The sequence below is a fragment of the Ilyomonas limi genome (assembly GCF_005233845.1).
Lineage (GTDB): Bacteria > Bacteroidota > Bacteroidia > Chitinophagales > Chitinophagaceae > Ilyomonas > Ilyomonas limi.
Window position 1 is genome coordinate 202,043 of sequence record NZ_SZQL01000010.1, and the last position, 26,042, is coordinate 228,084.

General features: G+C 42.3%; 19 protein-coding genes. 7 read left to right on the plus strand and 12 right to left on the minus strand.

Translation table 11 applies throughout. The features are described 5' to 3' along the window. Nucleotides 1–168 precede the first annotated feature (168 nt). A complete protein-coding gene (gene xth, locus FC093_RS13735) occupies nt 169–945 on the minus strand; it encodes an exodeoxyribonuclease III (RefSeq protein WP_137262367.1) in 777 nt (258 codons plus the stop codon). Between the two features lie 169 nt (nt 946–1,114). Here xth and FC093_RS13740 point away from each other — a divergent pair, with 169 nt between their 5' ends. After that, nucleotides 1,115–2,026, plus strand: coding sequence for a S66 peptidase family protein (locus tag FC093_RS13740; RefSeq protein WP_137262368.1), 912 nt, complete (start codon nt 1,115–1,117; stop codon nt 2,024–2,026). On the opposite strand, the gene FC093_RS13745 is transcribed toward FC093_RS13740, so the two are convergent. The 3 genes from FC093_RS13745 to FC093_RS13755 form a co-directional block, all read right to left on the minus strand. Then, nucleotides 2,010–3,323: a gluconate:H+ symporter gene (locus tag FC093_RS13745; protein WP_137262369.1), complete on the minus strand. Its 1,314-nt coding sequence runs from the start codon at nt 3,321–3,323 to the stop codon at nt 2,010–2,012. The two genes, FC093_RS13740 and FC093_RS13745, sit on opposite strands and share 17 nt — an antisense overlap. A 238-nt stretch (nt 3,324–3,561) precedes the next feature. Then, nucleotides 3,562–4,494, minus strand: coding sequence for an oxygen-dependent coproporphyrinogen oxidase (gene hemF, locus FC093_RS13750; protein ID WP_240743297.1), 933 nt, complete (start codon nt 4,492–4,494; stop codon nt 3,562–3,564). Between the two features lie 115 nt (nt 4,495–4,609). Then, complete coding sequence (locus FC093_RS13755) at nt 4,610–5,290, minus strand: lipoprotein signal peptidase (protein ID WP_137262370.1); 681 nt, start codon at nt 5,288–5,290, stop codon at nt 4,610–4,612. Nucleotides 5,291–5,501: 211 nt separating this feature from the next. Here FC093_RS13755 and FC093_RS13760 point away from each other — a divergent pair, with 211 nt between their 5' ends. Beyond that, the gene (locus FC093_RS13760) at nt 5,502–5,789 is read left to right on the plus strand and encodes a YXWGXW repeat-containing protein (protein ID WP_137262371.1); all 288 of its coding nucleotides are present in this window, start codon (nt 5,502–5,504) and stop codon (nt 5,787–5,789) included. Nucleotides 5,790–5,927: 138 nt separating this feature from the next. Here the strand turns inward: FC093_RS13760 and FC093_RS13765 are convergent, their stop codons facing one another. From FC093_RS13765 to purL, 8 genes are all read right to left on the minus strand, one after another. Next, nucleotides 5,928–8,393 (minus strand): bifunctional UDP-N-acetylmuramoyl-tripeptide:D-alanyl-D-alanine ligase/alanine racemase, encoded by a 2,466-nt coding sequence (locus tag FC093_RS13765; RefSeq protein WP_137262372.1) that lies wholly within the window; start codon nt 8,391–8,393, stop codon nt 5,928–5,930. Between the two features lie 355 nt (nt 8,394–8,748). After that, nucleotides 8,749–9,120 carry a T9SS type A sorting domain-containing protein gene (locus FC093_RS13770; protein ID WP_137262373.1) on the minus strand — a complete coding sequence of 124 codons (372 nt, stop codon included), beginning with the start codon at nt 9,118–9,120 and terminating at the stop codon, nt 8,749–8,751. 74 nt (nt 9,121–9,194) lie between these two features. Further along, nucleotides 9,195–10,205: a PorP/SprF family type IX secretion system membrane protein gene (locus FC093_RS13775; RefSeq protein WP_137262374.1), complete on the minus strand. Its 1,011-nt coding sequence runs from the start codon at nt 10,203–10,205 to the stop codon at nt 9,195–9,197. A gap of 317 nt (nt 10,206–10,522) precedes the next feature. Next, nucleotides 10,523–15,358: a PKD domain-containing protein gene (locus FC093_RS13780; RefSeq protein WP_170971087.1), complete on the minus strand. Its 4,836-nt coding sequence runs from the start codon at nt 15,356–15,358 to the stop codon at nt 10,523–10,525. Between the two features lie 370 nt (nt 15,359–15,728). Beyond that, nucleotides 15,729–16,529, minus strand: a complete 801-nt coding sequence (gene proC, locus FC093_RS13785; RefSeq protein ID WP_137262376.1) for a pyrroline-5-carboxylate reductase — start codon at nt 16,527–16,529, stop codon at nt 15,729–15,731. A 6-nt stretch (nt 16,530–16,535) separates the two neighbouring features. Further along, nucleotides 16,536–16,919, minus strand: coding sequence for a type II toxin-antitoxin system death-on-curing family toxin (locus FC093_RS13790; protein ID WP_137262377.1), 384 nt, complete (start codon nt 16,917–16,919; stop codon nt 16,536–16,538). Continuing rightward, nucleotides 16,916–17,098 carry a hypothetical protein gene (locus FC093_RS13795; RefSeq protein ID WP_137262378.1) on the minus strand — a complete coding sequence of 61 codons (183 nt, stop codon included), beginning with the start codon at nt 17,096–17,098 and terminating at the stop codon, nt 16,916–16,918. The genes FC093_RS13790 and FC093_RS13795 overlap by 4 nt, the downstream gene beginning before the upstream one ends. 38 nt (nt 17,099–17,136) lie before the next feature. Then, nucleotides 17,137–19,371 carry a phosphoribosylformylglycinamidine synthase subunit PurL gene (gene purL / locus FC093_RS13800; RefSeq protein ID WP_137262379.1) on the minus strand — a complete coding sequence of 745 codons (2,235 nt, stop codon included), beginning with the start codon at nt 19,369–19,371 and terminating at the stop codon, nt 17,137–17,139. A 524-nt stretch (nt 19,372–19,895) separates the two neighbouring features. Here purL and FC093_RS13805 point away from each other — a divergent pair. From FC093_RS13805 to FC093_RS13825, 5 genes are all read left to right on the plus strand, one after another. Beyond that, entirely contained in the window at nt 19,896–20,492 is a 597-nt protein-coding gene (locus FC093_RS13805; RefSeq protein ID WP_137262380.1) for an SGNH/GDSL hydrolase family protein, read from the plus strand. A gap of 46 nt (nt 20,493–20,538) precedes the next feature. Then, the gene (locus tag FC093_RS13810) at nt 20,539–21,267 is read left to right on the plus strand and encodes an esterase family protein (RefSeq protein ID WP_137262381.1); all 729 of its coding nucleotides are present in this window, start codon (nt 20,539–20,541) and stop codon (nt 21,265–21,267) included. A gap of 324 nt (nt 21,268–21,591) precedes the next feature. After that, nucleotides 21,592–22,470, plus strand: a complete 879-nt coding sequence (locus tag FC093_RS13815) for a sugar phosphate isomerase/epimerase family protein (protein ID WP_137262382.1) — start codon at nt 21,592–21,594, stop codon at nt 22,468–22,470. 305 nt (nt 22,471–22,775) lie between these two features. Beyond that, entirely contained in the window at nt 22,776–24,491 is a 1,716-nt protein-coding gene (locus FC093_RS13820; protein WP_137262383.1) for an IlvD/Edd family dehydratase, read from the plus strand. Nucleotides 24,492–24,640: 149 nt separating this feature from the next. After that, nucleotides 24,641–25,396: an SDR family NAD(P)-dependent oxidoreductase gene (locus FC093_RS13825; protein WP_137262384.1), complete on the plus strand. Its 756-nt coding sequence runs from the start codon at nt 24,641–24,643 to the stop codon at nt 25,394–25,396. Nucleotides 25,397–26,042: the final 646 nt, after the last annotated feature.

The following is a 26,042-nucleotide window of genomic DNA, read 5'->3' on the forward strand; positions in this document are numbered from 1 at the left end:
CTTTTAAGCATTACAGGCTTTTTTATTCAGGATAAGGTAAATGTTTTGATTTACTTTAATAAAAAACACTATACCATTTTCAATTAAGTGCATGCCCTGTTTTCTGCTCGCAGTTCAACGCATACGCCTTATATAATAACCTGATTGAAGCCCGTGCTATTACATTCTCTACTCACCTGCCAGTTCAATCCACACCGGCGCATGATCGCTTGTTTTTTCCCACCCGCGTACATTAGTATCCACGCCTGCATTTACTAATCGTTTATCCAATTGCGGACTTAGTAAAAAATGGTCAATGCGTAAACCTGCATTGCGCCCAAAAGCATTGCGAAAGTAATCCCAGTAGGTATAAATGGTCTCATTCGGATGCAGTTTTCTGATGGCATCCGTCCAGCCTTGTGCAACAAGGTTGTGAAATGCGCTGCGCGATTCCGGCCTGAACAAGGCATCGTTTATCCAGCGTTCCGGTTTATATACGTCTTGTTCGGCAGGCATTACATTGTAATCACCAGTTAAAATAACGGATTTGCCCGAAGCCAATAAGTTGGCCGCATGTGCAGTTAAGGTTTCAAACCAACGAAGCTTATAATCGAACTTTGGACCCGGCGCAGGATTGCCGTTCGGCAAATAAAGACAGCCTATAACAAGGCCATTAACCTTTGCTTCTATATAACGGCTTTGCGTATCATCGGGATCTCCTGGCAGCCCACGCCGCATTTCCTCCGGTTGTGCATTACGCGATAAGATTGCCACACCATTCCAGCTTTTCTGACCATGCCAAATGGCATGGTAACCTGCATTTTGTAAAGCTTCCACTGGAAAGTTTTCCTGCGGTGCTTTTAGCTCTTGTAAACACACTATATCCGGCCTTGATTCATCAAGCCAGCGCAGCAATACAGGTAAGCGTGCACTGATGCCATTTACATTATAAGTAGCTATTTTCATGTTTAAAGTTTATGCAATTGTTTGTTGATAAGGCGTGCTGTAAGTCCGGTAAAAATAACAAGCAGATCTCGATTGTTCATCAACAGTTTCTTTATAAATACTACCTTTTTATTTTCAACTTTATAATAATATCAATATTGCCCACTATCTTATTCCCTAATATTGCTGCATGATTACAATGCCTTCTTACTTACAAAATGGGGATATGATTGGCGTGATTTGTCCATCGGGCTACATGCCGTTGGAGAATATGGAAACGTGTTTGCAAGTATTAGAACAATGGGGTTTTAAGGTAAAAAAGGGAAAAACATTAGGTACTCATTTTAACTACTTTTCCGGTACCAATGAAGAACGATTGGCAGATTTACAACAGATGTTGGATGATGAAAATGTAAAAGCCATTTTATGTGCACGCGGCGGTTATGGACTGAGTAGAATTATTGATAAAATTGATTTTACATCTTTCCCCGAAAAACCAAAATGGATAGTTGGTTACAGCGATATTACGATATTACATTCGCACCTCTTCAACAACTATCATATAGCTTCTTTGCACTCACCCATGGCGGCTGCATTTAATAATGGCGGCAGCGAGACGGAATATGTGCAATCGCTGCTGAAAGCTTTAACAGGCATGCATTACACATACCGTTGCGAAGCATATAAATTGAATAGAGTGGGCACTGCCACCGGCGAGTTGGTGGGTGGAAACCTATGTTTATTGGCCCATCTTGTCGGCTCCAAAAGCAGTATCGATACAAAAGGTAAGCTACTGTTTATAGAAGATATTGGCGAGTATATTTATAACATAGACCGGCTGATGATACAACTGCAAAGAGCCGGTAAGCTGGATGATTTAGCAGGTTTAATAGTAGGCTCTTTTGCCGATATGAAAGATACGGTGATTCCATTTGGTGCTTCGGTATATGATGTGATTTATGATGCCATAAAAGGTTACGGTTATCCTGTTTGCTTTAATTTTCCGGTAGGTCATACACAAGAAAATTATGCATTAAAACACGGTATTGCACATACTTTGGAAGTTAGCGAAAGTGATGTAAAACTTACAGGAAATAATTAATTACAAACACACCAATCAGCCCTACAATAGAAACCAACGTTTCCATAATAGACCAGGTTTTGATGGTGTCCTTGATAGATAAATTGAAGTACTCCTTAAAGAGCCAGAAGCCGGCATCATTTACATGCGAAAACATCAGACTACCGGCGCCGGTTGCTAATACCATTAAGTTAGGATTGACGCCTGTTGTTGCTATTAGCGGTGCTACAATGCCTGCCGTTGTTAGTCCGGCTACGGTTGCCGAACCTAAACAAACACGAATCAGTGCACTAATACTCCATGCCAATAACAATGGATGCACATGCAAAGTGGTTAATCCTTGTATGATTTGATTACTGATGCCACTGTCGGTCAGTAATTGTTTTAATGCACCGGCACCGCCAATAATAAAAAGGATCATAGCAATATCTTTAACCGCCTCGCCCAGCGAAGACATGATGGCACTCATGCGTGCACCCGTGTGTAAGCCCAGCGTAAAAACGGCAAACAAAACAGATATGAGCATTGCCATGGCAGGGTCGCCAATCGCTTTAAAGAAAATAGTTACAGCATGTTGCGGTGGCAAAAAATAACTAGACAGCGAGCTAAGTGCTATAAGCACCACAGGCATAAAGGCCGCTGCCATACTCACTGTTAACGAAGGCAGCTTTTCTTCGTCCATTTCTTTAGAGGCAAATGCCTGCAATGGTTTATTGGTATATTTTTTTAGGGTTACGGCAAAGCCGGGACCTGCTACTAAAATGGCCGGAATAGCAATGAGAAATCCATATAACATAGTAGTGCCAATGTCAGCATTGAACTGTTGTACGAGTGCTACCGGTGAAGGATGTGGCGGTAAATAACCATGCGTAACCGAGAGTGCCGAAAGTGCCGGTAAGCCAATATAAACGGCTGGTAAATTATAACGTGCGGCTACCGTAATAATAAGCGGTACCACCAACACAAAGCCCACATTGTAAAACAACGGAATACCTACTATAAAGCAGGTAATTACGAGTGCCCACATGATATATTTTCTGCCAAAAGCATTTATCAGGGCAGAAGATATGCGCAGGGCTGCACCACTGTCTGCCACTAATTTACCCAGCATGGCACCTAACCCAAGAATAACTACGAGGCTGCCCAAAATATCGCCGATCCCTTTCTGTACCGAAATAATAATTGCCTCTGCTGATAAACCACTTAGCAAACCAATAAAAATGCATACAATTAAAAAGGCGAGAAATGCATTAAAGCGTGCCCAGGCAATAAGTATGATAAGCAATGCGATGCCACCAATGAGTATAAGATATGACATGCGTTAAAGATAAGGGAAAGAAGAAATAATTGATAAGAAACAAGTTATAGGAAATAGAGAGGAGGCTAAGATACATGATGAAAGACGCAAGACGCAAGATTACAGTAATAATCTATCATTTTCATCACGGTGAAATAGCTGATAAGCAAACTATAATAAACGGACTGCTTGTTATCTCCTTCTTTAGAGACATATCAACTTCACTGCAACCAAGCCCATTTAGAAAATTAGGCTATCGCTATACCCATTCTTTTGGATGCAGGCATACTTGCAATAACTTGTCTTCGTCGCTACCGGGCTGCGGATGATAGTTATACTCGAAACGTACGGTAGGCGGTAGGCTCATCAAAATGCTTTCTATGCGCCCGTTGGTTTTTAAGCCGAATATTGTACCACGGTCGTGCACCAGGTTAAACTCTACATAGCGACCGCGGCGTATTTCCTGCCAATGCTTTTGCGCTGCATTGTAAGGTATGTCTTTTCTTTTATTTACAACAGGTATATACGCATCTATAAAAGCATAACCACAGGCGCGTGCAAAATCTATCCAAAACTCCGTATTCCTTTTTTCATCAGCACGTTTGTAATCGTAAAAAATACCGCCAATACCGCGGCGCTCATTGTTGCGGTGCGTGTTTACAAAATAATCATCGCAATGCTTTTTGAAAACGGGATAAAAAGTTGGGTCAAATTGGTCGCAGACATTTTTATAAGTCTGGTGAAAATAAATGGCATCTTCCTCAAAAAGGTAATAGGGGGTAAGATCGGTACCGCCGCCAAACCAGCGGTCTATAACATTATGCGCCTCATCGTACAGCTCAAACATGCGGTAGTTGCAGTGTACTGTTGGCACAAAAGGATTGATAGGGTGGATGACTAAACTAAGTCCGCAGGCAAACCAATAAGCACCATTTATGTTTAGTTGTATGCGCATGGCATCTGTTACTACACCGTGCACAACCGAAGTATTCACGCCGCCCTTTTCAAATACATCACCATTGGCAATTACCCTTGTTTTACCGCCACCGCCCTCTGGTCGTTGCCAGGCATCTTCTGTAAAGGTCGCCTTACCATCGCATGCTTCTAATGCGCCGCAAATATCATCTTGCAAGGTGTAAATGAATTGTACCCAACGGTCTCTAACTGCTATGTCGGTGGTTAATTGCAACAAGGTAAATGGTTAAGGCTGCGAAAATAAAACAATAGGAGGATTGCAAAAAACGCCGACAGGTCTCTAAACCTTGTCAGCGTTGATAAAGTAATTGCCGGAAAATAGTGAGTAAATATTATAAATTTTCGTTTACAACAGGCGTTGTGGTAGTTGCTACCGGAGCGTTATTGGTAACCGCAACCTCTTTTTGCGAAAAGAACTTTCTTTGCCAGATTAAAATGGCAATAACCCCAATCGAAATAGAAGCATCTGCAAGGTTGAATACAGGACTGAAGAATTCAAATTCCTGTCCGCCCCACACCGGAAACCAGGATGGATAATGTGTTTGAATAATAGGGAAATACAGCATATCCACTACACGCCCGTGCAAAAAGCCTGCATAGCCGCCATGCGGTGGAAACATAACAGCAACATTGCGTACAAAATAGTCGCTGTTGTTGAAGATAAGTCCATAAAACATGCTGTCTATCAGGTTACCGGCAGCACCTGCAAAAATGAGTGCTGCGCAGGTGATGAAACCTTTGTGGTATTTCTTTTTAATAATGCTACGCAAATAAAACACACCCAGTATTACTGCAACCAGCCGGAATAAGGTAAGTACAATTTTACCAAAATCGCCACCAAATTTCCAGCCCCAGGCCATGCCCGCATTTTCTACAAAAGTTAGTTGAAAATACTTACCTAACACTTCATGGCTTTCACCTAAATGGAAGTGCGTCTTAATATAAATTTTTAATGCCTGGTCGGCAACAAGGATAAGGATAATTAACAAAGCAACCTGCCAGCCTTTCTTCATTGGGAAATTATTGAGCGCGATACAAATTTTTACGAAGATAACAGATTTGATGGATGTGTGCCTTCAAAGGCGTTGCAAAAGAAAGTTTAAGATTGGTTGCATAAATAATTAAACCAAAACCTTTCTGTCAAATCGAAGTTGCCGGTTACCGTTATGTATTGTTGCGATAAGTACACGGGTATATTTCGTGAATTATAAATAATAAGAATATATGAAAAATATTATTTTATATACTTTGGTATTAATATTATTTTTCTCTGCAACAGGTTGTACTTCAGGGCATTATGTAGCCACGCGTCCCGCACCGGGGATGTACAGCCGCCCGCCCCGGCCTTATCCTAATTACATTTGGGTAGATGGGAATTATTATTGGCGCGGCGGCAGGTATGTGCATCGGCCAGGCTATTGGGCTGCGCCAAGACCTCACCGGGTATGGGCGCCGGGTGTATGGATAAGAACCCCCAGAGGGTATTACTGGCGCCGGGGGCATTGGAGATGATAATTCTTCTTGATACCAGATTAGATTGATATTTTCTGATGTAACGTATGGAATATGATTTTATACATCAGGTATATCAGAAAATATCAGTTGTTTTATCAGTGATTCCCAAGCAGTCTCATCTGTGATCCCAATAAACTATTCCTCGATATAAATCCGTTTTACACGCTGACTGATACCAGTTAAAATTTCGTAAGAAATGGTACCGCATTGTTGCGCCACCAGTTGAACCGGGATGTTTTTACCAAAGATCTCCGCTTCATCACCCTCCTGTACGCCTTCTATACCAGTCGCAACCACCATCAGCATATCCATACATACATTGCCAATGATGGGGGCCGGTTTTCCTTTTATCCATACACTACCTACGCCGTTGCTCAGCCTGCGACTCACACCATCGGCATAGCCAATCCGCAATGTAGCAATCAGTTCGTCCTTGGTGGCTTTACCACGGCGGTTGTAGCCAACCGTGTCGCCGGCCTTTATCCAGCGGAGCTGCGCGATGGTGGTTTTAAGTGTACAGACCGTTTGCAGCTGAAGCTGGTGTTCATTAGCACTATCCACCCCATACAAGCCAATGCCCAGCCGCACCATATCAAGTTGTATCGCCGGATGGCGAAAAATAGCAGCAGAATTGGCGATGTGCCGGATGAAATTGTACTTCAACGCTTTTTGCAGGCGGTTGCTGCAACGGTCAAAAATGTTGTATTGCTGTTGGGTAAAAGTATCTTCTTCCTCGGCTTCGCTGGCAGCAAGATGTGTAAAAACCGATTTTACCGCAATACTTTTTGTATTGGTTAATACGGCAATCAGTTCAGGAATATCTTTTTCTTCAAAGCCCAGCCGGTGCATACCGGTATCTACTTTTATATGCACGGGGTATTGCTGGATGCCTTGCCGGGAGAGATAATGAATAAAGGCTTGCAGGATATTAAAAGAGAACAATTCCGGCTCTAAATTGTTGTCAACAATAGCTTCAAAAGCAGCTTCGTCTACGTTTAACACCAAAATGGGGAGACTAATGCCTGCTTTGCGCAATTCTACTCCTTCATCAGCATAAGCCACGGCAAGGTAATCTACTTTGTGATATTGCAGCACATTAGCCACTTCGGCACTGCCACTGCCATAGCCGCCAGCCTTTATCATGGCCATCAGTTTGGTGCCGGGTTGTAAATGTTGTTGATAGGCTTTTAAATTGTGTGCCAGCGCCGTCAGGTTAATTTCCATTATGGTGCTGTGTACCTTATCTTCCAGTTGGGCAACAATACGCTCAAAGGCAAACTTGCGCGCTCCTTTCAGCAGGATAGCTTCGTTGCGAAACTGCGAAGTATGCAACTGACCCAGGAACGACTGCATGGATGCGAAATGCGTGGTGCGCCTGATTTTATCTTTTAATATGTCTTGCAGGCGGTACCAGTTTTCGCCAATGGTAATAACGCGATTAATTTTCTTTATGGCTAATACATCGGCTATCTGATGATAATGGCTATCATCTGTGGTAATAGCAAAGTCGGATAAGATAACTGTTTTTGAAGGATATTGATGTTGCTGTAATAAAAAATCCAGTGCTATATTAAACGAATTAATATCAAAACTATAACTGTCATTTATAAGCGAGCAGCCATTTGCTGCTTTCAACAATTGCAGGCGCATATCTACTGGTTGCAGTCGTGCCATGCGCTCGGCAATGATGGAGTGGGAGAGTTGAAAATACAAACAAACATTCCAACAGGTAATCGCATTTTCTACAGCAGCATCATCGGTAAAAGGAATGGTGATACGGATATTTTGCGATTGTTGGTATAAAGCTGTTATGAGCGTTTGCTGGGGTTGCTTTTCTATTTTTTGTATTACTAAATCTGCATCATGCAGCAGGCTCCAGTTTTGTATTTGAGGAATAGAAAGTGACGATAAATTTTCTTGTACAACCTCATTATCCCTATTGCAAAATAATGTTTGTACATTAGTAAACAATCGCAGCTTTTCTTTTACTTTTTGCTCCACATTTTTAAAGCCTTCCTGGTGCGCTTCGCCAATGTTGGTTAAAATACCAATGGTTGGTTGAATGATTGGCTGCAACTTCTCCATCTCTTCCGGTTTGGAAATACCGGCTTCGAAAATGGCGAGATTGTGTTGGCTGTTCATTTGCCACACACTCAATGGTACCCCAATTTGCGAGTTGTAACTGCGCGGACTGCGAATAATATTATACTCCGGCGATAACAATTGATACAGCCATTCTTTTACAATTGTTTTGCCATTGCTGCCGGTAATACCAATCACCGGGTAATGAAAATGACTGCGGTGCCAGGCTGCTAATTGTTGCAGTGCTTCTAATGTATCTTTTACAATCAAGAAATTGGCAGCAGGATATTTACTTGCCTCCGGTAAGTGTGTAACCACAAAATTGACAACACCCTGATGATATACGTCATCAATAAAGGTAAACCCATCACGACGCGAAGACTGCAATGCAAAGAATAAAGAAGTAGCAGGAAAAACAATGCGCCGGCTATCGGTGAGCAGGTTTTTAATAATGGCTTTGCTGTTAGTAATATGTGCCTTTGCATCTAAGGTTTTTGCTATAATATCTATCGTGTACACGCTGCAATTTTGCGCAAAGTAAGTAAGTGTAGAGATAAGTTTGTCTTAAGCAAAGACTTTGAGTTTATGTGGTGCAATTAATTATGTCACCTCTCCGGGGTTTAGCTAATTTCATTATTGATCATATACTATAATCCTGTCACCCCTTCAGGCTTTTAATCCGCAAAGCGGATATCATTACAGCATTTTTATGATTGCACATCTACAAAACCCGACGGGATGGAATTATCCGCTTTTGCATTTCACCTTCTTATCTAAATAACATTAAACTGCGATATTGGTTTAGCAACTTGCTTTTTACCAATAAAAAATGCCGGTTAAAATAACCGGCACTGACATTATTTTAAAATAAAATTTATTTAATCACCTGGAACTTGCCTGCAACAACTGTTGCGCCGCTTTTATCACGAAGCTGATAAACGTAAATGCCGCGGTTAAAGTCGGTAAGCGTAATGGTAATTTTATTATTTACCACTGGTGTTTCCACCATTTTTTTCCCTACAAAACTATATACCTGCAATACATAGCTTTTATCAATATTTTTCTGAAATTCAAAATTAACAATCGAAGTGGCTGGATTTGGATAGCACTTGATTACCTCCACTTTTGCTGATTCTGAATGTGCGTGAAAAGTGAAACTGCTTACAGCAAAGCCGGCGCATACGAAAACCAGCGCTGTAAGCAGGGTTTTTAAATGACGAACAAGTATGAGTAGAGTTTTTTTCATATTTATATGTTGCTAAATTAAACAGAATCAGATTCTTTGCCAAAAATTTAAATTTTTATTTTTTTAATGACAACTTAAAAATGCGGACACATCACTGCATTTTTACTGGAATTATCTCTGTCTAAAAAACCAACATACGCTATGGATAATTCTACGCCGCCGCGGTACTGGCTTACCGTTTTAAGCGTAGAAACATTGATATCATAGCTTATAGCTACCGAGAATGGATGGTAGTCCAGCTTTACTACCGGGATGAAAGCATCATTTAAGCGCATATAACCACCAAAATGAATGGTGTATAAAGGATTGTCGTAATCATCGCCAATCTTGCGCGAATACATACCACCAGCAACGATTTCACTGGCTGTATTCTGGCTGGTATAGTCTGCTTCGAGTGTAAAATAGGATGTTTCATCTACCGGAAATTTAATACCGCCCGAAGCGACCCATTTGGGCTTGATTGCTACTGCCGGATTGCTGTAAAAAGAAGCTTTGGGCTGATTAAAATGATGATAGGCAAGTCCTACAAAATAGGTCGTTTTTTCATCATATCCAATAGTTGAATTGAACGACATACCAGCACTGCCATCCAGATAACCATAGCGCGGGTTTAGGTTTCCTTCACCATCCACACCATTATCATACGTATGATTGGTAGTTACTTTGGAGCGGTCAAAACTGCGTTGCACCAGCCCACCCATGAAGCCCATAGAAAGGTAAGTAGATTTATCGGCGCTTAATGCTTTGTGGTAGTTGAGTGCCGGATACACATTGGTGGTAGTGAGTGCAGTGGTACCAGCTTTGTCGTGTAATATTTGCATACCCAGCGTTACAAAATCATTGCTTTGTCCTACCGGCATTTTATATTCGGCATTAATAGATTGTGTAACGAAAGGCACCGTTACACTTCCCCATTGCGAGCGATAAACGCCCTGCACGCGCACATCGCCATCAAAGATGCCGGCGAGTGATGGATTGCGCACCAACGGGGCTTCAAAAAACTGGGAAAAATGTACATCTTGTGCATTGGATTGAAGCATTGCTGTAAGGCACAGCATAGCAGTTAAGGTAAAAAATTTTTTCATGGATATTGGATTTTGATACTGGATAATTGATCATGGAAAGCTGGCTTTCCGTTCACAGTATAAAGTTGAAGAATATTTATTAAAAATATTGTTGTGAAAACTTTTTTAATGAAGAATAAATGTTTTCAGCGCTCTCTTAAAATCAGCTTTATATGATTGTTGTTTTCTTTAATGAGTTATTAAACTAACAATGATTTTTATCTGGTTTAAAACCTGTAAAAAAGCAATTAATCCAGGTGTTTTAATGCATGTTTTTATAAACAAAAAAGCTACTCCCAAAAATGGAAGCAGCTTCTTAATCATCATTCAAATAATCCTTATCTCAGCAATGTAACATTGCCTTTAAATGGAACCACAGCGTTGTTATCACAAGTAATTTCTATCATATACACATATACATCGGAGGCGAGCGGCTGGCCTTTGAAAGTGCCATCCCAGCCATCATTTTCTACATTGGGCAAAAAGTTGTTTTTCTCAAACACTACCTGTCCCCAGCGGTTAAAGACGCGCAACGATTTAATATTGAAAACCCCTTGTCCGCGCGGGAAAAAGTGATCATTAATCCCATCGCCATTTGGAGAGAAGGTGTTGGGCACAAACATATTTGCCTGATTGCACATCACATTGATAGAGATCTGGTCACGGGCAAAGCAGGAACCGTTGTTGGAAGCCACACAGGTATAAGTGATAGATTGCTTGGGCGTAGCAATTGGATTTTGTGCCGAAGCATCGCTTAAGAAAGTGGATGGACTCCAGCGCCACTGTGTAATATCTGCCGAACTTTTCATCATCAACTGCACTGAGGAACCAACATTCAGATCAATTTGTTTATCTGCAATTTCAATATGTGGTATCGGATACACTTTTACGGTTACATTCTTTGTATCTGCAAAGCATTTCTTTTCATCAGTACCTGTTACCGTGTAGGTTATGGTGGTATCTTTTGCAGCTTTAAATACAGGCGCACCGGAGGTAGCATCGCTCAGGAAAACAGCAGGTGACCAGTTGTACAGTTTTGCACCACTTACCTGCAACGTAGCATTTTCACCTAAGCACAACGTGTCGTTTTGTGCGATTACGTTCACTGGCTCTATCACTCTTACGTTTACCGTATCGCTTGCCAGGCAGCCAAAACCATTATTGCCGGTAACAATATACTGCGATGCCTCTGATGGACTCACCATAGTGCTGGCGCAATTAGCACAGCTAAGATTGGATTGGCTGCTCCAGTGATATTTGTTAGCACCAGTTGCGGAGAGCAATGTAGCGCCGCCTTTGCACACAAAAGTGTCTATGCCGGCATTGATGTTGGGGGCTGCTACTACAAATAGCCTATGTGTAGCAGTATCAGTACAGCCAAAAGAGGTGGTAGCAACCGAAGAAAGTACAAAAGCGCCTGGCTCGTTAAACTGATACAAAGCATTTTGTGCAGTGCCGATGGATGTGCTTTTATTCAATGCCCATTGCCATGTAGTGGTTGGTGCTTTTGCCGCATCATTTGCTTTTAATGTTGCTAAAGTAGCTACGCAAAGAGAATCGGGAGCAGTGATGCTTGCCACAGGTGAAGTGTGTACTGTTACATCCACCATTTGCGATAGCGAGTCGGTACAACCAAATGCTGTATTTACGGTAAGTGTTGTTCTGTATTTGCCGGATACTTTATAATAATGAATAGGGTTTTTGTCATCGGATACAGTACCATCGCCAAAGCTCCATTGGTACGATTTTACTTTATCCCAATACGGTGTGGAAGCGTCTGCAAAACCTGCCATAGAAGAGTCGCAGGCAGTTTGTGTTGAGAAAAGGTAAGCTGGTTTGATACCCGAAATATAAATAGTATCGGGGTTTTCAATGCCTACCTGACAACCTGCATTATCGGTAATCACCAGCTTGGGAATGTATTGTCCATATTCGTTGTACGTATGCTTTTTTGTGCTTTCCATGCCCTCATCTACGTTGCCATCGCTATAATCCCAGATAACTTTGGTTGCATTTTTAGTAATCGCATTAAAGGTAACAGTAGTAGGGTTACAACCTTTTAATATATCGTATGAGAAAGAGCCGGAAGGACCTTTCAACTTAATTAATTGCGTAGCTGTATCATAACATTCACCATAACCTTTTGCAATCAGCTTCATTTCAAAATTGCCACCTTGTGTATAGATGTGCGTAGGATTCGCCATGGCGGCTATAGCACCATCGCCAAAGATCCACGATACAGATGTAAAGCTGGTAGAGGCATTTGTTGGCTTTACAATCAGGGGCGGACAAGTGCCTTCTGTTGGGCCGTTCATTTTGAAAGCAGCTTTAGGATTGGAGATGGTTACAAAGTTTTGTTTGTCCATCTCTGCTTTGCAACCGTATTTATCGGTTACGTTCAATTTTACTCCGTACAGACCTTCGTTTTTATAAGTATGCACCGGCGATGCATCGGAAGAAGCAGCCGTATTATCTCCAAAATTCCAGCTATATACTAAACTTTCACCCACTGCTTTATTTACAAAAGATATATTATTTCCTACGCATTTTACAGGTGCTGCCGAAGTAAAATCAGCAACCGGGTTAGTAACCTGTATTGCTTTTGTTTTTACTACCGAATCTTTACAACCATAACTGTCGTATACTGTAAGTTTCACATTAAAATAACCTGCGGTATCGTATAAATGATTGAAAGGTGCAGTGGTATAACTGCTGGTTTTTCCATCGCCATAGCTCCATTCCCATTTAGTAATGGGATGCGCCCCATCGCTTTTTGAAGTATCGGTAAATGCGGCGGTAGAATTGATACAAATTCCTGCCAGATTGCTAAAGCCCGCTTTTGCTCCAAACACTTTTATGGCTACTTTATTATCTATGGTGTCTTTACATCCCAACACATCAGTAGTAATAAGCTGGGGTGCAAAGTTGCCGGCGGCTGCATATTGGTGTGTAGGTGTTGGATTGGAGGAAGTATTTACAGGGGTGCTATCTCCAAAATTCCAGCTAAAAGAACTGATGCTTTCCCCGTTGAAATTGGCTGCAGCAAAATTCACTGCATCGTTGCGGCACGCTGCTTCACCTGCCATTGCATAAGAGAAAGTTGGATGCTCATCCACTATTCTTAATACCTGCTTTGCAGTATCCGAACACTGCTCATTTTTAACTATCAATTGCACATTGTAAGTGCCGGTGGTACTATAGTTGTGCAGCGGCGAAGGTGTTGTTGTGGAAGTGCCATCACCAAAATCCCACTGCCACGAAAGAGCGCCTTTACTCGTTTCTTTGAATGTGCGTTTATATGGTTCGGCACAATCTATTTTGTAATAAAAAGCTGCTACCGGCGGACGGATATGTACATATTTTTCTTTAGTAATAGTATCGCGGCATTGGTTGTTGCTTACTACAAGCGTTACTTTAAAGTAACCTGTGTCGCCATATTTATGCACCGGGTTGGGTAATGTGGAAGTACTGCCATCGCCAAATTGCCACGACCAGTCGGTAACAGTGCCTCTGCTGCTATCGGTAAATGTTACTGCACTTTTGGCACACACATCCAGCGGGCTGGCGCTAAAGCCTGCAACCGGGCTCATGACTGCAATAACAGCTTTTTCAAGCGTAAGCGTATCGCTGCAGCCGCTGGCTGTAAATACTATCAATTGCACAGCAAATACACCTTCTTTATTATATACATGCGTAGGATTGGCTTCTTCCGAGGTAGTGCCATCACCAAAATTCCATTTATATTTCACAATGGGTTCGGCAGAAGTAATGTTGGGTTTTGGATTAATGGCTTGTGGTACACAACCCGATACCGGCAAGTTGCCCCCCAATGAATTAATAACCGGCGGACCAACACGCACGGCTTGTTTTTGAGTAATGCTATCGGCACAACCATTGGCTGAGGAGGCAACCAGCTTTACATCAAAAAAGCCGGCAGCAGTATAGGCGTGTTCGGGATTGATTGCTGCATCAGTTTGTCCATCGCCAAACGTCCATTTATAGGTAACTGCATCGGTGCTCCTGTTGGTAAATTGTACCTTGTATGGCAGTTGGCATATATCTGTTTTAGATACATCAAATGCAACAGACGGGCGGTTTTGTATAGTAATATCTTTTTTAATACTGCTCACACAACTGCCAAAATCAGCCCTCATTGTTACTGTATATTTTCCGGCATTTTTATAAATATGGTTTGGCGAAATAATGGTTGAGGTAGTGCCATCGCCAAAATCCCAGCTTACAGATGCCGGTATAGTAGAAGAAGTGTTGGTAAATGCCACCGCGCTGTTGGTACAAGCAGTGGAAGTGTTGTAAGTAAAGTCGGCACCTGCTTTACCGATGGTCAGACTTTTGATGATTGTGTCTTTGCAACCGCTGTTGTTTACAGCAACAAGCTGCACTTTATAAGTGCCAATGTTATTGTAGGTATGTGAGGGTGCACTGTCGCTCGATGTTTGTCCATCGCCAAACGTCCAGTTGAAAGAAGACAGCGGTGTTGCCGAAGAAGAACGATTGGTAAATGCTATCGGTGCAGGTGATTGACAAATATTGGTGTACTTGTAATCGAAATCAGCATTCACAGTGTCAGCCACCTGTATATACTTTTCCCAGGTATATGTTTGCTTACAACCTTCGCTGTTGGTGGCGGTAAGCGATACTGTGTAAATATTAGGCAATGAATAAGTGTGCGACGGGTTTTGTTCGGTTGATACGGTACCTTCGCCAAAGTCCCAAAGCCAGGAGGTAACTGTTCCCGAACCGTTTTTACTTTGATCTGTAAAATGTGCAATAAATGGCGGACATCCCTGCGTTATATCGGATGTAAAAGCAACCTGTGGATTGGAATAAACGGAAATATATCGCTCCTTAACAACAGAATCTGCACCGATACTATTTTTTACCACCAGTTTGATGGTATAAGTAATAGTGCCTGTACCTGCATTTAAAAACACAGCCGACGGTGATTGATTAGTTGATTTGGTACCATTACCTAAATCCCACAACCACTCGGTGGGGTCACCGGTCGAATTGTCGGTAAACTGCACCACCAGCGGCGAACAACCTTGTATAACATCACTGGAAAAGGCAGCATGTGGCTGTGCTTTGGCACTAACAGCAAACAGCGAAAGAAGAACTACTGTACAAAGCTGCAGAAAATGTATAGGCTTTTTCAAGAGGATGATATTGGATTTGGTAAAAAAACTGTAAGATGATAATGGGCTTACCATTTTACAGGTTAAAATTGATAAAAAAAAGCGTACGATTAGTATGTATCGAAGCTATTTTAATGAAGACTAAATGATTTTAGGAAGATTTAAATAATATCGGTAAAGGAAGCATTTTTCTTTAAGTGGTTTTTAAGAATAGGAAAGGGAATGTAGCGATTAGTCATTTACATAAAAGAATTCACTGAAGAATACTTGCCATTATTGCTATGGTAACTCGCTCCAATGCATGGAGGCGCGCGCCTGTCGAAAACACAAAGGTTCAAAGTGCGGGTAAATTACCAGCACTTTGAACCTTTGTGTTTTGGAGTTGACATTATTACATATCCGTCACAATTTTTTTGTAGCTCGTTACCACACCCTTTATCAATGAAGAGCTGAAGCCCTGGTGTTCCATTTCGTTAAGTCCGGCAATAGTGCAGCCTTTTGGTGTGGTTACTTTATCAATCTCTTGCTCCGGGTGCGTATGTTTGGTTAGTAATAATTGAGCAGCACCTTTCACCGTTTGTGCTGCAATGAGCGCAGCAGTTGCAGCATCAAAACCTATTTCTATACCACCTTGTATATTGGCGCGGATATAACGCATGGCATAAGCCGTTCCACAGGCACCTAATACTGTTGCCGCATCCATCAGTTTTTCTTCAATGAAAACGGTTTTGCCAAGATTATTAAACAAGTTGCTGATATATTCAGAATCGCCGCTGCTGGCGTTGTAGCGGCAAACGCAGGTAATACTTTCGCGAATAGCAATGGCGGTATTGGGCATGGCACGAAAGAGCGTAAAATCGTTACCCAAAATCTCCTGCATATCTTTTATCCAGATGCCGGTGATAACGCTTACCAGCTTGTGCCTGCCGGCTTGTAAATGTGGTTTTAGTTGTTGTAAAATATCTTTTATCTGGAAGGGTTTTACAGCCAGGATTACCCACTCTGCAAACTGAATGGCTGCTGTATTATCACTACTTACCTGCACGCCTTTTTGCTGCAACGGCTCCAGTGTGGCAATGTTTCTTTTAGTAATAATGATCTGTTGCGGTTGTGCAAAGCCGCTGCTGATAAGACCTTCGGCAATGGCGCTACCCAAATTGCCCCCGCCAATAATAGCTATATTGTTGTTCATAGATGTTTATAATGAAATAGGTTGTGTGTTTTGCTGAGGCCAAAGTCCAATGTCTTCAAAGGAGATGTTTGATGAAGCTATATCAATTACAAAATTATAAGCCATTTCCTGATCTGCTGCAATCAGCAAACCAACGCGATATAATAATGCAAAACCTGCAAGAAATCCTGTCCGTTTGTTACCATCAATAAAAGGATGATTCCTGACTATACTCTCTATAATAGCGGCTGCTTTATCGAAGGGAGTAGGATAAAATTCTGTACCGCCGAATGACTGAAGAGGTCTTACTACTGCACTTTCCGGTAAATTCATATCCCGCACGCCCAAACTGCCTTCATAATCTCTTATAGACTTCTCATGAAGTTGTAATACTTCATCTAACGTTATCATTGAGCCAGTTTTTGCGGGGTTTCATTATATTTTGACACAGCCTCTTTGTAAATATGATCAATTGTTGAGTTTTTTGCATCATTTATTTTTGATAATAATTCTTCAACAATAGCCAGCTTATCTTCAGGCAGATGACTGATTGTATTTATCAGCTTTTCTCTTCTTTCTTCTACTAACATAAAATTGCATTTTTCCAAATTTACAAATCTTTATACACTTATGCTTGTATGAGCTTTTCAATGGCGGTGTCGTATTTGTATTTCCATTCATTGATGTTGCCCCAGTTATCACCATTTACTAACACATCGCCGCTGGTTACTTGTCCAAGTTCTACTGTTTCGATGCCGGCATTTTCAATGTGTTGTAAAAATGCTTCCATGTGCTCATCGGCAACCGAAACAATCACCCGTCCCTGTGCTTCGCCAAACCAAAAGGCATCGTTGCGTTCATTGCTTTCATCTACATAATGATTGTTGAACGAAACATCAAAACCCAGCCCCCTGTTAAACCCACTTTCCATTAATGTTACCATTATGCCGCCTTCGCTTACGTCATGTACACTTTGTACAGCTTTATTCTTTATTAATGCAGCAATTACTTCGTGCAAATGCTTTTCTTCTTCCATGTTAAAATAAGGTGCGGGCGAATAGTTCACCCCTCTTATTTTATGCAGGTATTCCGATGAAGCAATATCATTTTTCACCTTACCAATCAGCAGGATAACGTCATTAACTCTTTTAAAGTCCAGCGTCATGTGGTTGCTGATATCATCAATCACGCCCACCATGCCAATGGTTGGTGTAGGATAAACCGGACCATCGGGGTTCTGGTTGTAAAAGCTCACATTGCCACCGGTTACAGGGGTGTTGAATGCCCGGCAAGCCTCGCCCATGCCGGTAACTGCTTTTACAAACTGGTAATATACTTCCGGAATATAAGGATTGCCAAAATTGAGGCAGTTGGTTACACCAATGGGTTCGCCGCCGCTGCATACAATATTGCGGGCAGCCTCGGCAACGGCAATGGCCGCGCCCACCTGCGGATTGGCATAAACGTACCGGCTGTTGCAATCAACGGTCATAGCTAATGCCTTGCCGGTGCCTCTTGCCAGCACTACGGCTGCATCGCTTGGGGCGTTGGTGCCGGCATTTGCAGCACCCACCATGCTGTCGTATTGCACGCTTATCCAGCGTTTGCTGGCAATGTTGGGAAGTTGTATTATTTGCTCTGCAACATTTCTTAATTCAGTAGCATCTTTTATATCGGGCACGTCATTAACGGAGAACTTCGCTATCTCCTGTAAATAAGCTGGCTCTTTGTATTCCCGCGCGTATTGTGGTGCACCGCCGCCCAATACCAATTCATAAGCAGGCACTACTGCTTCCAGCTCGCCGTGCATATAAAATTGCAGTAAGCCATCGCCGGTTACTTCGCCAATATTACTGCAAGGCAGGTCCCATTTTTCAAATACTTTCAATACCGCATCTTCTTTACCTTTTTCCACCACAATCAGCATACGTTCCTGGCTTTCACTCAGCAGCAGTTCCCATGCTTTCATATTTTGCTGGCGTGTAGGCACTTTGTCTAAATCTATGCGCATACCTACACCGCCCTTGGCGCTCATTTCGGCAGTAGAACAAATAATACCTGCCGCGCCCATATCCTGCATACCTACCACAGCACCGGTTTCTATTACTTCCAGGCAGGCCTCCAGTAATTTCTTTTCCTGAAAAGGGTCGCCAACCTGCACGGCTGGCAGTTCTTCCACACTTTCTTCAGTAATGTTGGCAGAGGCAAACGAAGCACCACCAATGCCATCTTTACCCGTAGCACTGCCTACAAAAAATACAGGATTGCCAATGCCTTCCGCCGTAGCACTCACGGTTTTGCCTACTTTTACAATACCTACACTCATGGCATTGACCAGCGGGTTGGTGTGATAACATTCGTCAAAATACACTTCGCCGCCAACGGTAGGTACGCCAAAGCAGTTGCCGTAATGACCAATGCCATGCACTACGCCGGCGAGCAATCTTTTTGTTTTATTATCCTTTAAATTGCCAAAACGTAAACTGTTGAGGGCCGCAATAGGACGTGCCCCCATCGTAAAAATATCGCGGTGAATACCACCTACGCCGGTTGCCGCGCCCTGGAAAGGTTCCAATGCGCTTGGGTGGTTGTGGCTTTCTATTTTAAACACCACGCCATAGCCGTTGCCCATGTCCATCAGCCCGGCATTTTCTTCGCCGGCGGCTACCAGCATCCTGCCGCCTTCCCTCGGCAAGGTTTTGAGCCATTTGATAGAGTTTTTATAACTACAGTGCTCGCTCCACATGGCGCTGAATGTGCATAGCTCGGTAAAGTTGGGTGTGCGGCCAAGCTTTTGTTTTATTAATTCAAACTCTTCGGGTGTAATGCGAAGCTGTTCGGCGGTTTGTGCGGTTATTTCCATGTATGTTGTTTATAATGACTGTTCAATTGTAAATGAGGTTGCGAAGGTAAGAATATGTACGATGTGAGTTGTGAGATGTACGATGTAGATGAGAATAGAATGCAGATGATACGGTTGGAACGCACGGATGCGTGGCGGATGTGTATTAAGCTATCAGATAAAAGTGTGGAAAAATGTACGATGCGTGTGTACGGAATTACTGTAGTCTTTTCCATTTCTAATGGATTTTTGCTATGCTACTGGTGTGCTGCTTCTATGCATCTGTACCAGCTACAATTAACTTCACTCTTACTGTGTGAACTCATTTACACAATAACGCTTAAACATGTGCCAACTGTCTGGCGCTACTTAAATATTTAGGTATATTTTAATTATAGGAAAATGATTATAAAAGTTACAAATCCGTTATTTATGCATTCAAATGAAATACAATCATTTGCTTTGCCACCAGCCTTTCGTTAAATGATGATTGCTGCAAATAACAAACTGGAATGATTTTAATATACAATAAAAAAATTTAGTCAATGAACTGGTACGAAGAAGAAGTAGCCGAGCTGATACAACGTCGCGATGCGTTGACATACGAGCCGCAAACTATTTTTTATGGCAGCTCTTCCATCAGAATGTGGGAGAGCCTGTATGAAGATTTTAAAGATTGCCAGCCGGTCAATCTGGGCTTTGGCGGCTCTACCCTGGCGGCTTGCGTGTGGTTTTTCGAGCGCATTGTAGCACCTGTAAAAAAACCGCATACGATGTTTGTGTATGCCGGCGACAACGACCTGGGCGATGGCAGAAAGCCGGAAGAAGTGTTTATTTTTTTTGAAGAATTAATGAATAAAATGAACCAGTATTACCCGGGTATGCCTTGGTATTATATCTCTATTAAGCCAAGCATCAGCCGGTGGAATATTGACGATAAAATAAGATATGCCAATGAACTGATAGCAGCCGAAATACAAAAGCAAAGCAACATCACTTTTATTGATATTTACAATGCCATGCTGGATGAAGACGGATACCCTAACGCAGCTTATTTTGAAGAGGACGGACTGCACCTGAGTAAAGAAGGATATGAAGTATGGAAGGAAGCACTGGGTACATTATGTTTGCCCGCCCAATAAATAAGTGTAGCTTGATTATTGCTGCTATGCAGATGGCATAAAACCTATGAACAGAGAATATTACAAATGGCGCAGCAGAAATTTAAAGCGGGAAATGGAGTTGCTGGTGTTTGGACATGCGGGGGTGCCTGTGCTTTTTTTCCCTACCCGTACTGCGCGGTTTTACGATTACGAAAACTGGAAAATTATTGATGCCCTTAAAGATAAAATTGAAGCCGGCTACCTGCAAATATTTTGTGTTGATAGCGCCGATATCGACTCCTTTTACAACCCAACTATTCATCCGGCAGAACGGATTATCCGGTATGGACATTATGAGAAATACATCATTAAAGAAGTAGTGCCATTTATTAAAAAGAAAAACCCTAATAAATATCGCATTGTTGCGGGCTGCAGCCTCGGTGCTTTTCATGCTATGAATATTGCACTCAAGCACACAAAGTATTTTAATAAAGTAGTGGGTATGAGCGGTCGCTACGATTTAAGCCTGCAGGTACAAAACTTCCGTGATTTGTTTGATGGCTATAAAGATGAAAACATCTACTTCAATACGCCCACCATGTTTATACCCAACCTGGAGGATAAAAAGATATTAAAAGCACTCCGGGCATTAAAGATTGTAATGGTGATTGGTAAAGAAGATCCGTTTTTTGAAAATAATGTATTGCTGAGTAATGTGCTCTCCGAGAAAGGTATCTGCAATACCATGTATGTATGGAACGAAGAAGCGCACCGCCCAAGGCACTGGCGGCAAATGGTGCAGATGTATTTGTAGAACGAAATACGATTAATAAACTATTGCCTTTATGCAGGCATACTGTTGAAGAAAATTGAACTATGGAGAAAGTGATTATTCTTTAAAAGCTGTTTAGAAATAATTGGTTTACCCGCAAAGGCGCTAAGGGCGCAAAGAATAATAAAGCATACTTCGTGTAACCCTGTCTCCCTTCAGGCAGGTTCTTTTCTTTGAGTCTTACGGTTCCTAATTCTTATAGAATTTAAATAACCTTTTAGTAAATCACTGCTATAACATGATATTCCATTGTTGTTTTTCCCAATAATTCCTGAACTTTCCAGCCTCAACTTTCAATCAACAACAATGAAAACAACCATTGCTTTCCTTGCATCGTTTATCTTGTTTTTTACTGCATGCAACAACGCACCCTCCGCCAACAATAATGGCGCAGACAGCGCCACAGCTACATCCGTTAATCCTACAACTGACTGGCATTTAGGCGTAGCTTTATGGACATTTCATACCGTTCCGTTTTCCCAATCTTTAAACCTGGTGGATAGTACCGGTTTGAAATACATTGAACCCAATACGTTTCACAAAGCCGGCCCGGAGCTGAAAGACTCCATGATTTTGCAATTATCACCTGCAGGTATTGATACCCTTAAAGCCATGATTGCGCGGCATGGATTTACCGTTCCATCCATTTACATCGTAGGCGATTCTACTATTGCTTCGTGGAAAAAACAGTTTGACATTGCCAAACAGTTGGGGGTGCAATTCGTAACTACCGAACCGCCACTCCATATGTGGGACAGCATTGATTCGCTTGCCGGTGCTTACGGCATCAAGGTGGCCATCCATGAGCATTGGAAAGGGTTCAGCCATTACTGGAATCCGGATACTACATTAATGGCTTTAAAAGGACATCCTAATTTTGGTGTATGCGCCGATCTGGGGCATTGGCCAAAAAGCGGCATCAACCCATTGGATGCCATAAAGAAATTAAGCGGGCATATCATAGCTATTCATTTAAAAGATATAGCTGCTTACAACAATCCTGCATTGGTAGATGTGCCGGTTGGAACTGGTGTTGTGGACTTTCCTGCCATTTTTCAGGAGTTAAAAAAGCAAGGTTTTCAAGGACCGGTTTATATTGAAAGAGATGCAGAAGAACAGCCAAACAATTTACAATCGGTAAAGCAGGAAATACAATATTACAACGGGCAGGTACAGAAGTTGTAATAACGGGCAGATCGCTTTAGTGCTATGTTGTTTTATATAGTAAAACGTAACTCTTGTTTTGTTCTGATTTAAACAGTAATAAGTATCCCGTCAGAATTATATTTGATTAACTCTACCCACAGAATCCGCACATAGCCCCCGCTAAGTTGTAAGCAATAATTGCTTCCAATCAACGGCATGGCGTTAAAGACGCCGCAGGCTTGTGGAATGACGGCTTCGATTATCACCATTTAATTCTGACAGACTACTTAAAGTAAGTTACCAGATTATTTCACAATCATTATCCAATACATAACAAATTTCCAATGGAAGAGCAACAATTAAGAAGTGCAGGCTGGTTTGGCCGCACCGGAAAGGATGGATTTATTTACCGCGCCTGGATGAAAAAGCAGGGCATTCCGTCTTATGAATTCAGCGGCAAGCCGGTAATTGGCATTTGCAACACCTGGAGCGAGCTAACACCCTGCAATTCGCACTTCAGGCAACTGGCAGAATTTGTAAAAAAAGGCGTGTTGGAAGCCGGTGGTTTTCCGGTAGAATTTCCGGTAATGTCGCTGGGCGAAACACTGATGAAGCCCACCGCCATGCTATACCGCAATCTTGCAAGCATGGATGTGGAAGAATCTATCCGTGCCAATCCGCTGGATGGCGTGGTGCTGTTGTGTGGCTGCGATAAAACCACGCCATCGCTGGTAATGGGTGCTTGCAGTGTAAACCTGCCCACTATTGTTGTTTCCGGCGGGCCCATGCTCACCGGAAGGCATAAAGGCAAAAGCATCAGCACCAGTGATTTGTGGCGCTTTAGCGAAGAAGTGCGTTCCGGACATATGACCAATGAGCAAATGATGCTTGCCGAAGCTGGCATGTGCCGCAGTGATGGGCATTGTGCGGTAATGGGCACTGCTTCTACGATGGCATGCATGGTAGAATCGCTGGGGCTTTCTTTGCCGCATAATGCAGCTATTCCGGCGCCTGATGCTGCACGTAAAGTGCTGGCGCAATTATCGGGGATAGAGATTGTGAACATGGTAAAAAAGAACCTGAAACTTTCTGATATCCTTACCCGCGAAGCTTTTGAAAATGCTATAAAAATAAATGCAGCTATTGGCGGCTCTACCAACTTTGTATTACATCTGTTAGCCATTGCGGGCAGGATAGGCGTGCCGCTTTCTATTGAAGATTTTGACCGTTTTTCCCAGGGCATTCCGCTCATTGCCAACCTGCAACCTTCGGGATTGTATTTCATGGAAGACTTTTATTATGCCGGCGGATTACCGGTAGTTATCAAAGAATTATTACCTCAATTGCATAACGATTGTATTACCGTAAACGGCAAGACAATCAAAGAGAATTTTGAGGGTGTTGAATGTTATAATGGGGATGTGATTACCTCCGTTGAAAAGCCTTTTAATACAACATCAGGTATTGTTGTTTTAAAGGGAAATATTTGCGAGGAAGGAGCGGTTTTAAAACCATCTGCAGCCAGTATCCGCCTGATGCAACATACTGGCAAAGCAGTGGTATTTGAGGACATAGATGATTATAAACATAAGATAAATGATGAAGAGCTGGATGTGGACGAAAACAGTGTTTTAATATTGAAAAATGTAGGTCCGAAAGGTTACCCCGGCATGCCCGAAGTGGGTAACATGGGGTTACCTGCAAAGCTGCTGGCCAAAGGTGTTACCGATATGGTGCGTATCTCCGATGGTCGTATGAGCGGCACCGGCTTTGGGACTGTGGTGTTGCACGTTTCGCCCGAAGCGGCGGCCGGTGGCACATTAGCTATTATACAGGATGGCGATGAGATAACTTTAGATGTGGAGAAACGTTTATTGCAGGTTCATCTGTCTGATGAAGAAATTGCAAGGAGAAAACAAAGCAAAAATGTGCAGGTTACCATGGCAGAAAGAGGCTATGTTTATTTATACCAAACACATGTTGAGCAGGCGCATCTTGGTGCAGACCTTGACTTTTTAAAAGGCAGTTCGGGAAGTGAAGTAACAAGAGATTCGCATTAAAAGAAATAAGTTGCAAGTGGCAAGCAACAAGGTGCAAGTAGCAGGTTGGAAGCTATAAAAATGCAAACCAGGCTATGCACTTTGTGTGTACAGTTTATGCTCATAGCTTGTTGCTCCAATAATATTATTTACAAAAACAAAATTGCTATATGAATCTGAATGGAAAAGTAGCTATCGTTACCGGTGCCGGACAAGGCATCGGATTGGCAATATGCAAGAAACTGGCTGCGGCAGGTGCTGCCGTTATTTTGAATGATATAGATAACGAACTGGCAGCAAAAGCAGCAAATGAGGTAGCACTTAATGGCACTTGCATTGCTATCCCCGGCGACTCGAGCGATATGAATATTATTCAACAGTTGGTAAATACAGCGGTTGACACGTTTGGCAAACTGGATATAGTGGTTGCCAATGCAGGCATTACTTTGTTCGGCGATTTTTTGACTTATACACCCGACGCTTTTTTCAGGGTAATGCAGGTAAACCTGGGCGGCACTTTTTTTCTGGCACAGGCTGCTGCGGCGCAAATGAAGCAACAAAATAGCGGCGGCACTTTACTGTTCATGTCTTCTGTTACCGGCCACCAGGCACATCAAAACTTAGGTGCTTATGGCATGAGCAAAGCTGCCATTGAAATGCTGGCTAAGAATTTAGTGATAGAGCTTTCGCAATACGGCATCAATGTAAATACTGTTGCGCCGGGCGCGACCCTCACCGAAAGAACTTTGGAGGAGGCGGATTATGAAAAAACATGGTCGCGCATTACGCCGATGGGCCGCCCTGCAACCGTAGCGGATATTGCTAATGCCGCCCTGTTTTTAGTGTCTGATGAAGCAAAGCATGTTACCGGCCAAACCTTAATTATTGATGGGGGCTGGACGAGCATCAGTCCTTCGCCATATTAGTTAATTGTTGCTGAGCAGGCAATCAAAATAAATTAGCAAAATGCAGATTGTTATTCGATAATTGTAGCAGATTGATAGGAATGCGTACTGTCGTGGCATGCATCTTCACGCATCATTGCTGTGCCGCTTATCGCTGTTGCGGCGCGTGAAGGACCGACTAATTCGCAGATAATACCATACGCCTACAGAGGGCATGTTGCTAAAGATACTACAGGCTTGCTGAATAACCTTTTACACTACTGGTTAGTAGTTTATCAGTATAATATTTATACCATTTCAAGGTAGATAACCCGGTTAATCAGTAGAGATAAATCAGTTGCGTAATCTTATTAATCCGCACAACTTTATTTGAAATGGTATTATTCGATTTTGCCTGAATAATTAAAGATGAAGAATGAATGAAAGCTACCAGTCTCTGACCAGGCTTATCCTAGGCTTTACCCAGGCTTTAGGTAGGCTTTACCTACGCTTTTGACTCGTCCTGACTCGTCCTAAAATAGCTATATGACTCGTCCTAAAATAGCTATACAGATTATTAAATAAATCCTGATTCGGTTATACAAATATAATTTTTAGTCCTGTAATTGCTATACAGTTGCTTTTTGATGGCTATAAGTTCGGTTATAATTTTTCCATTTCTTATTCA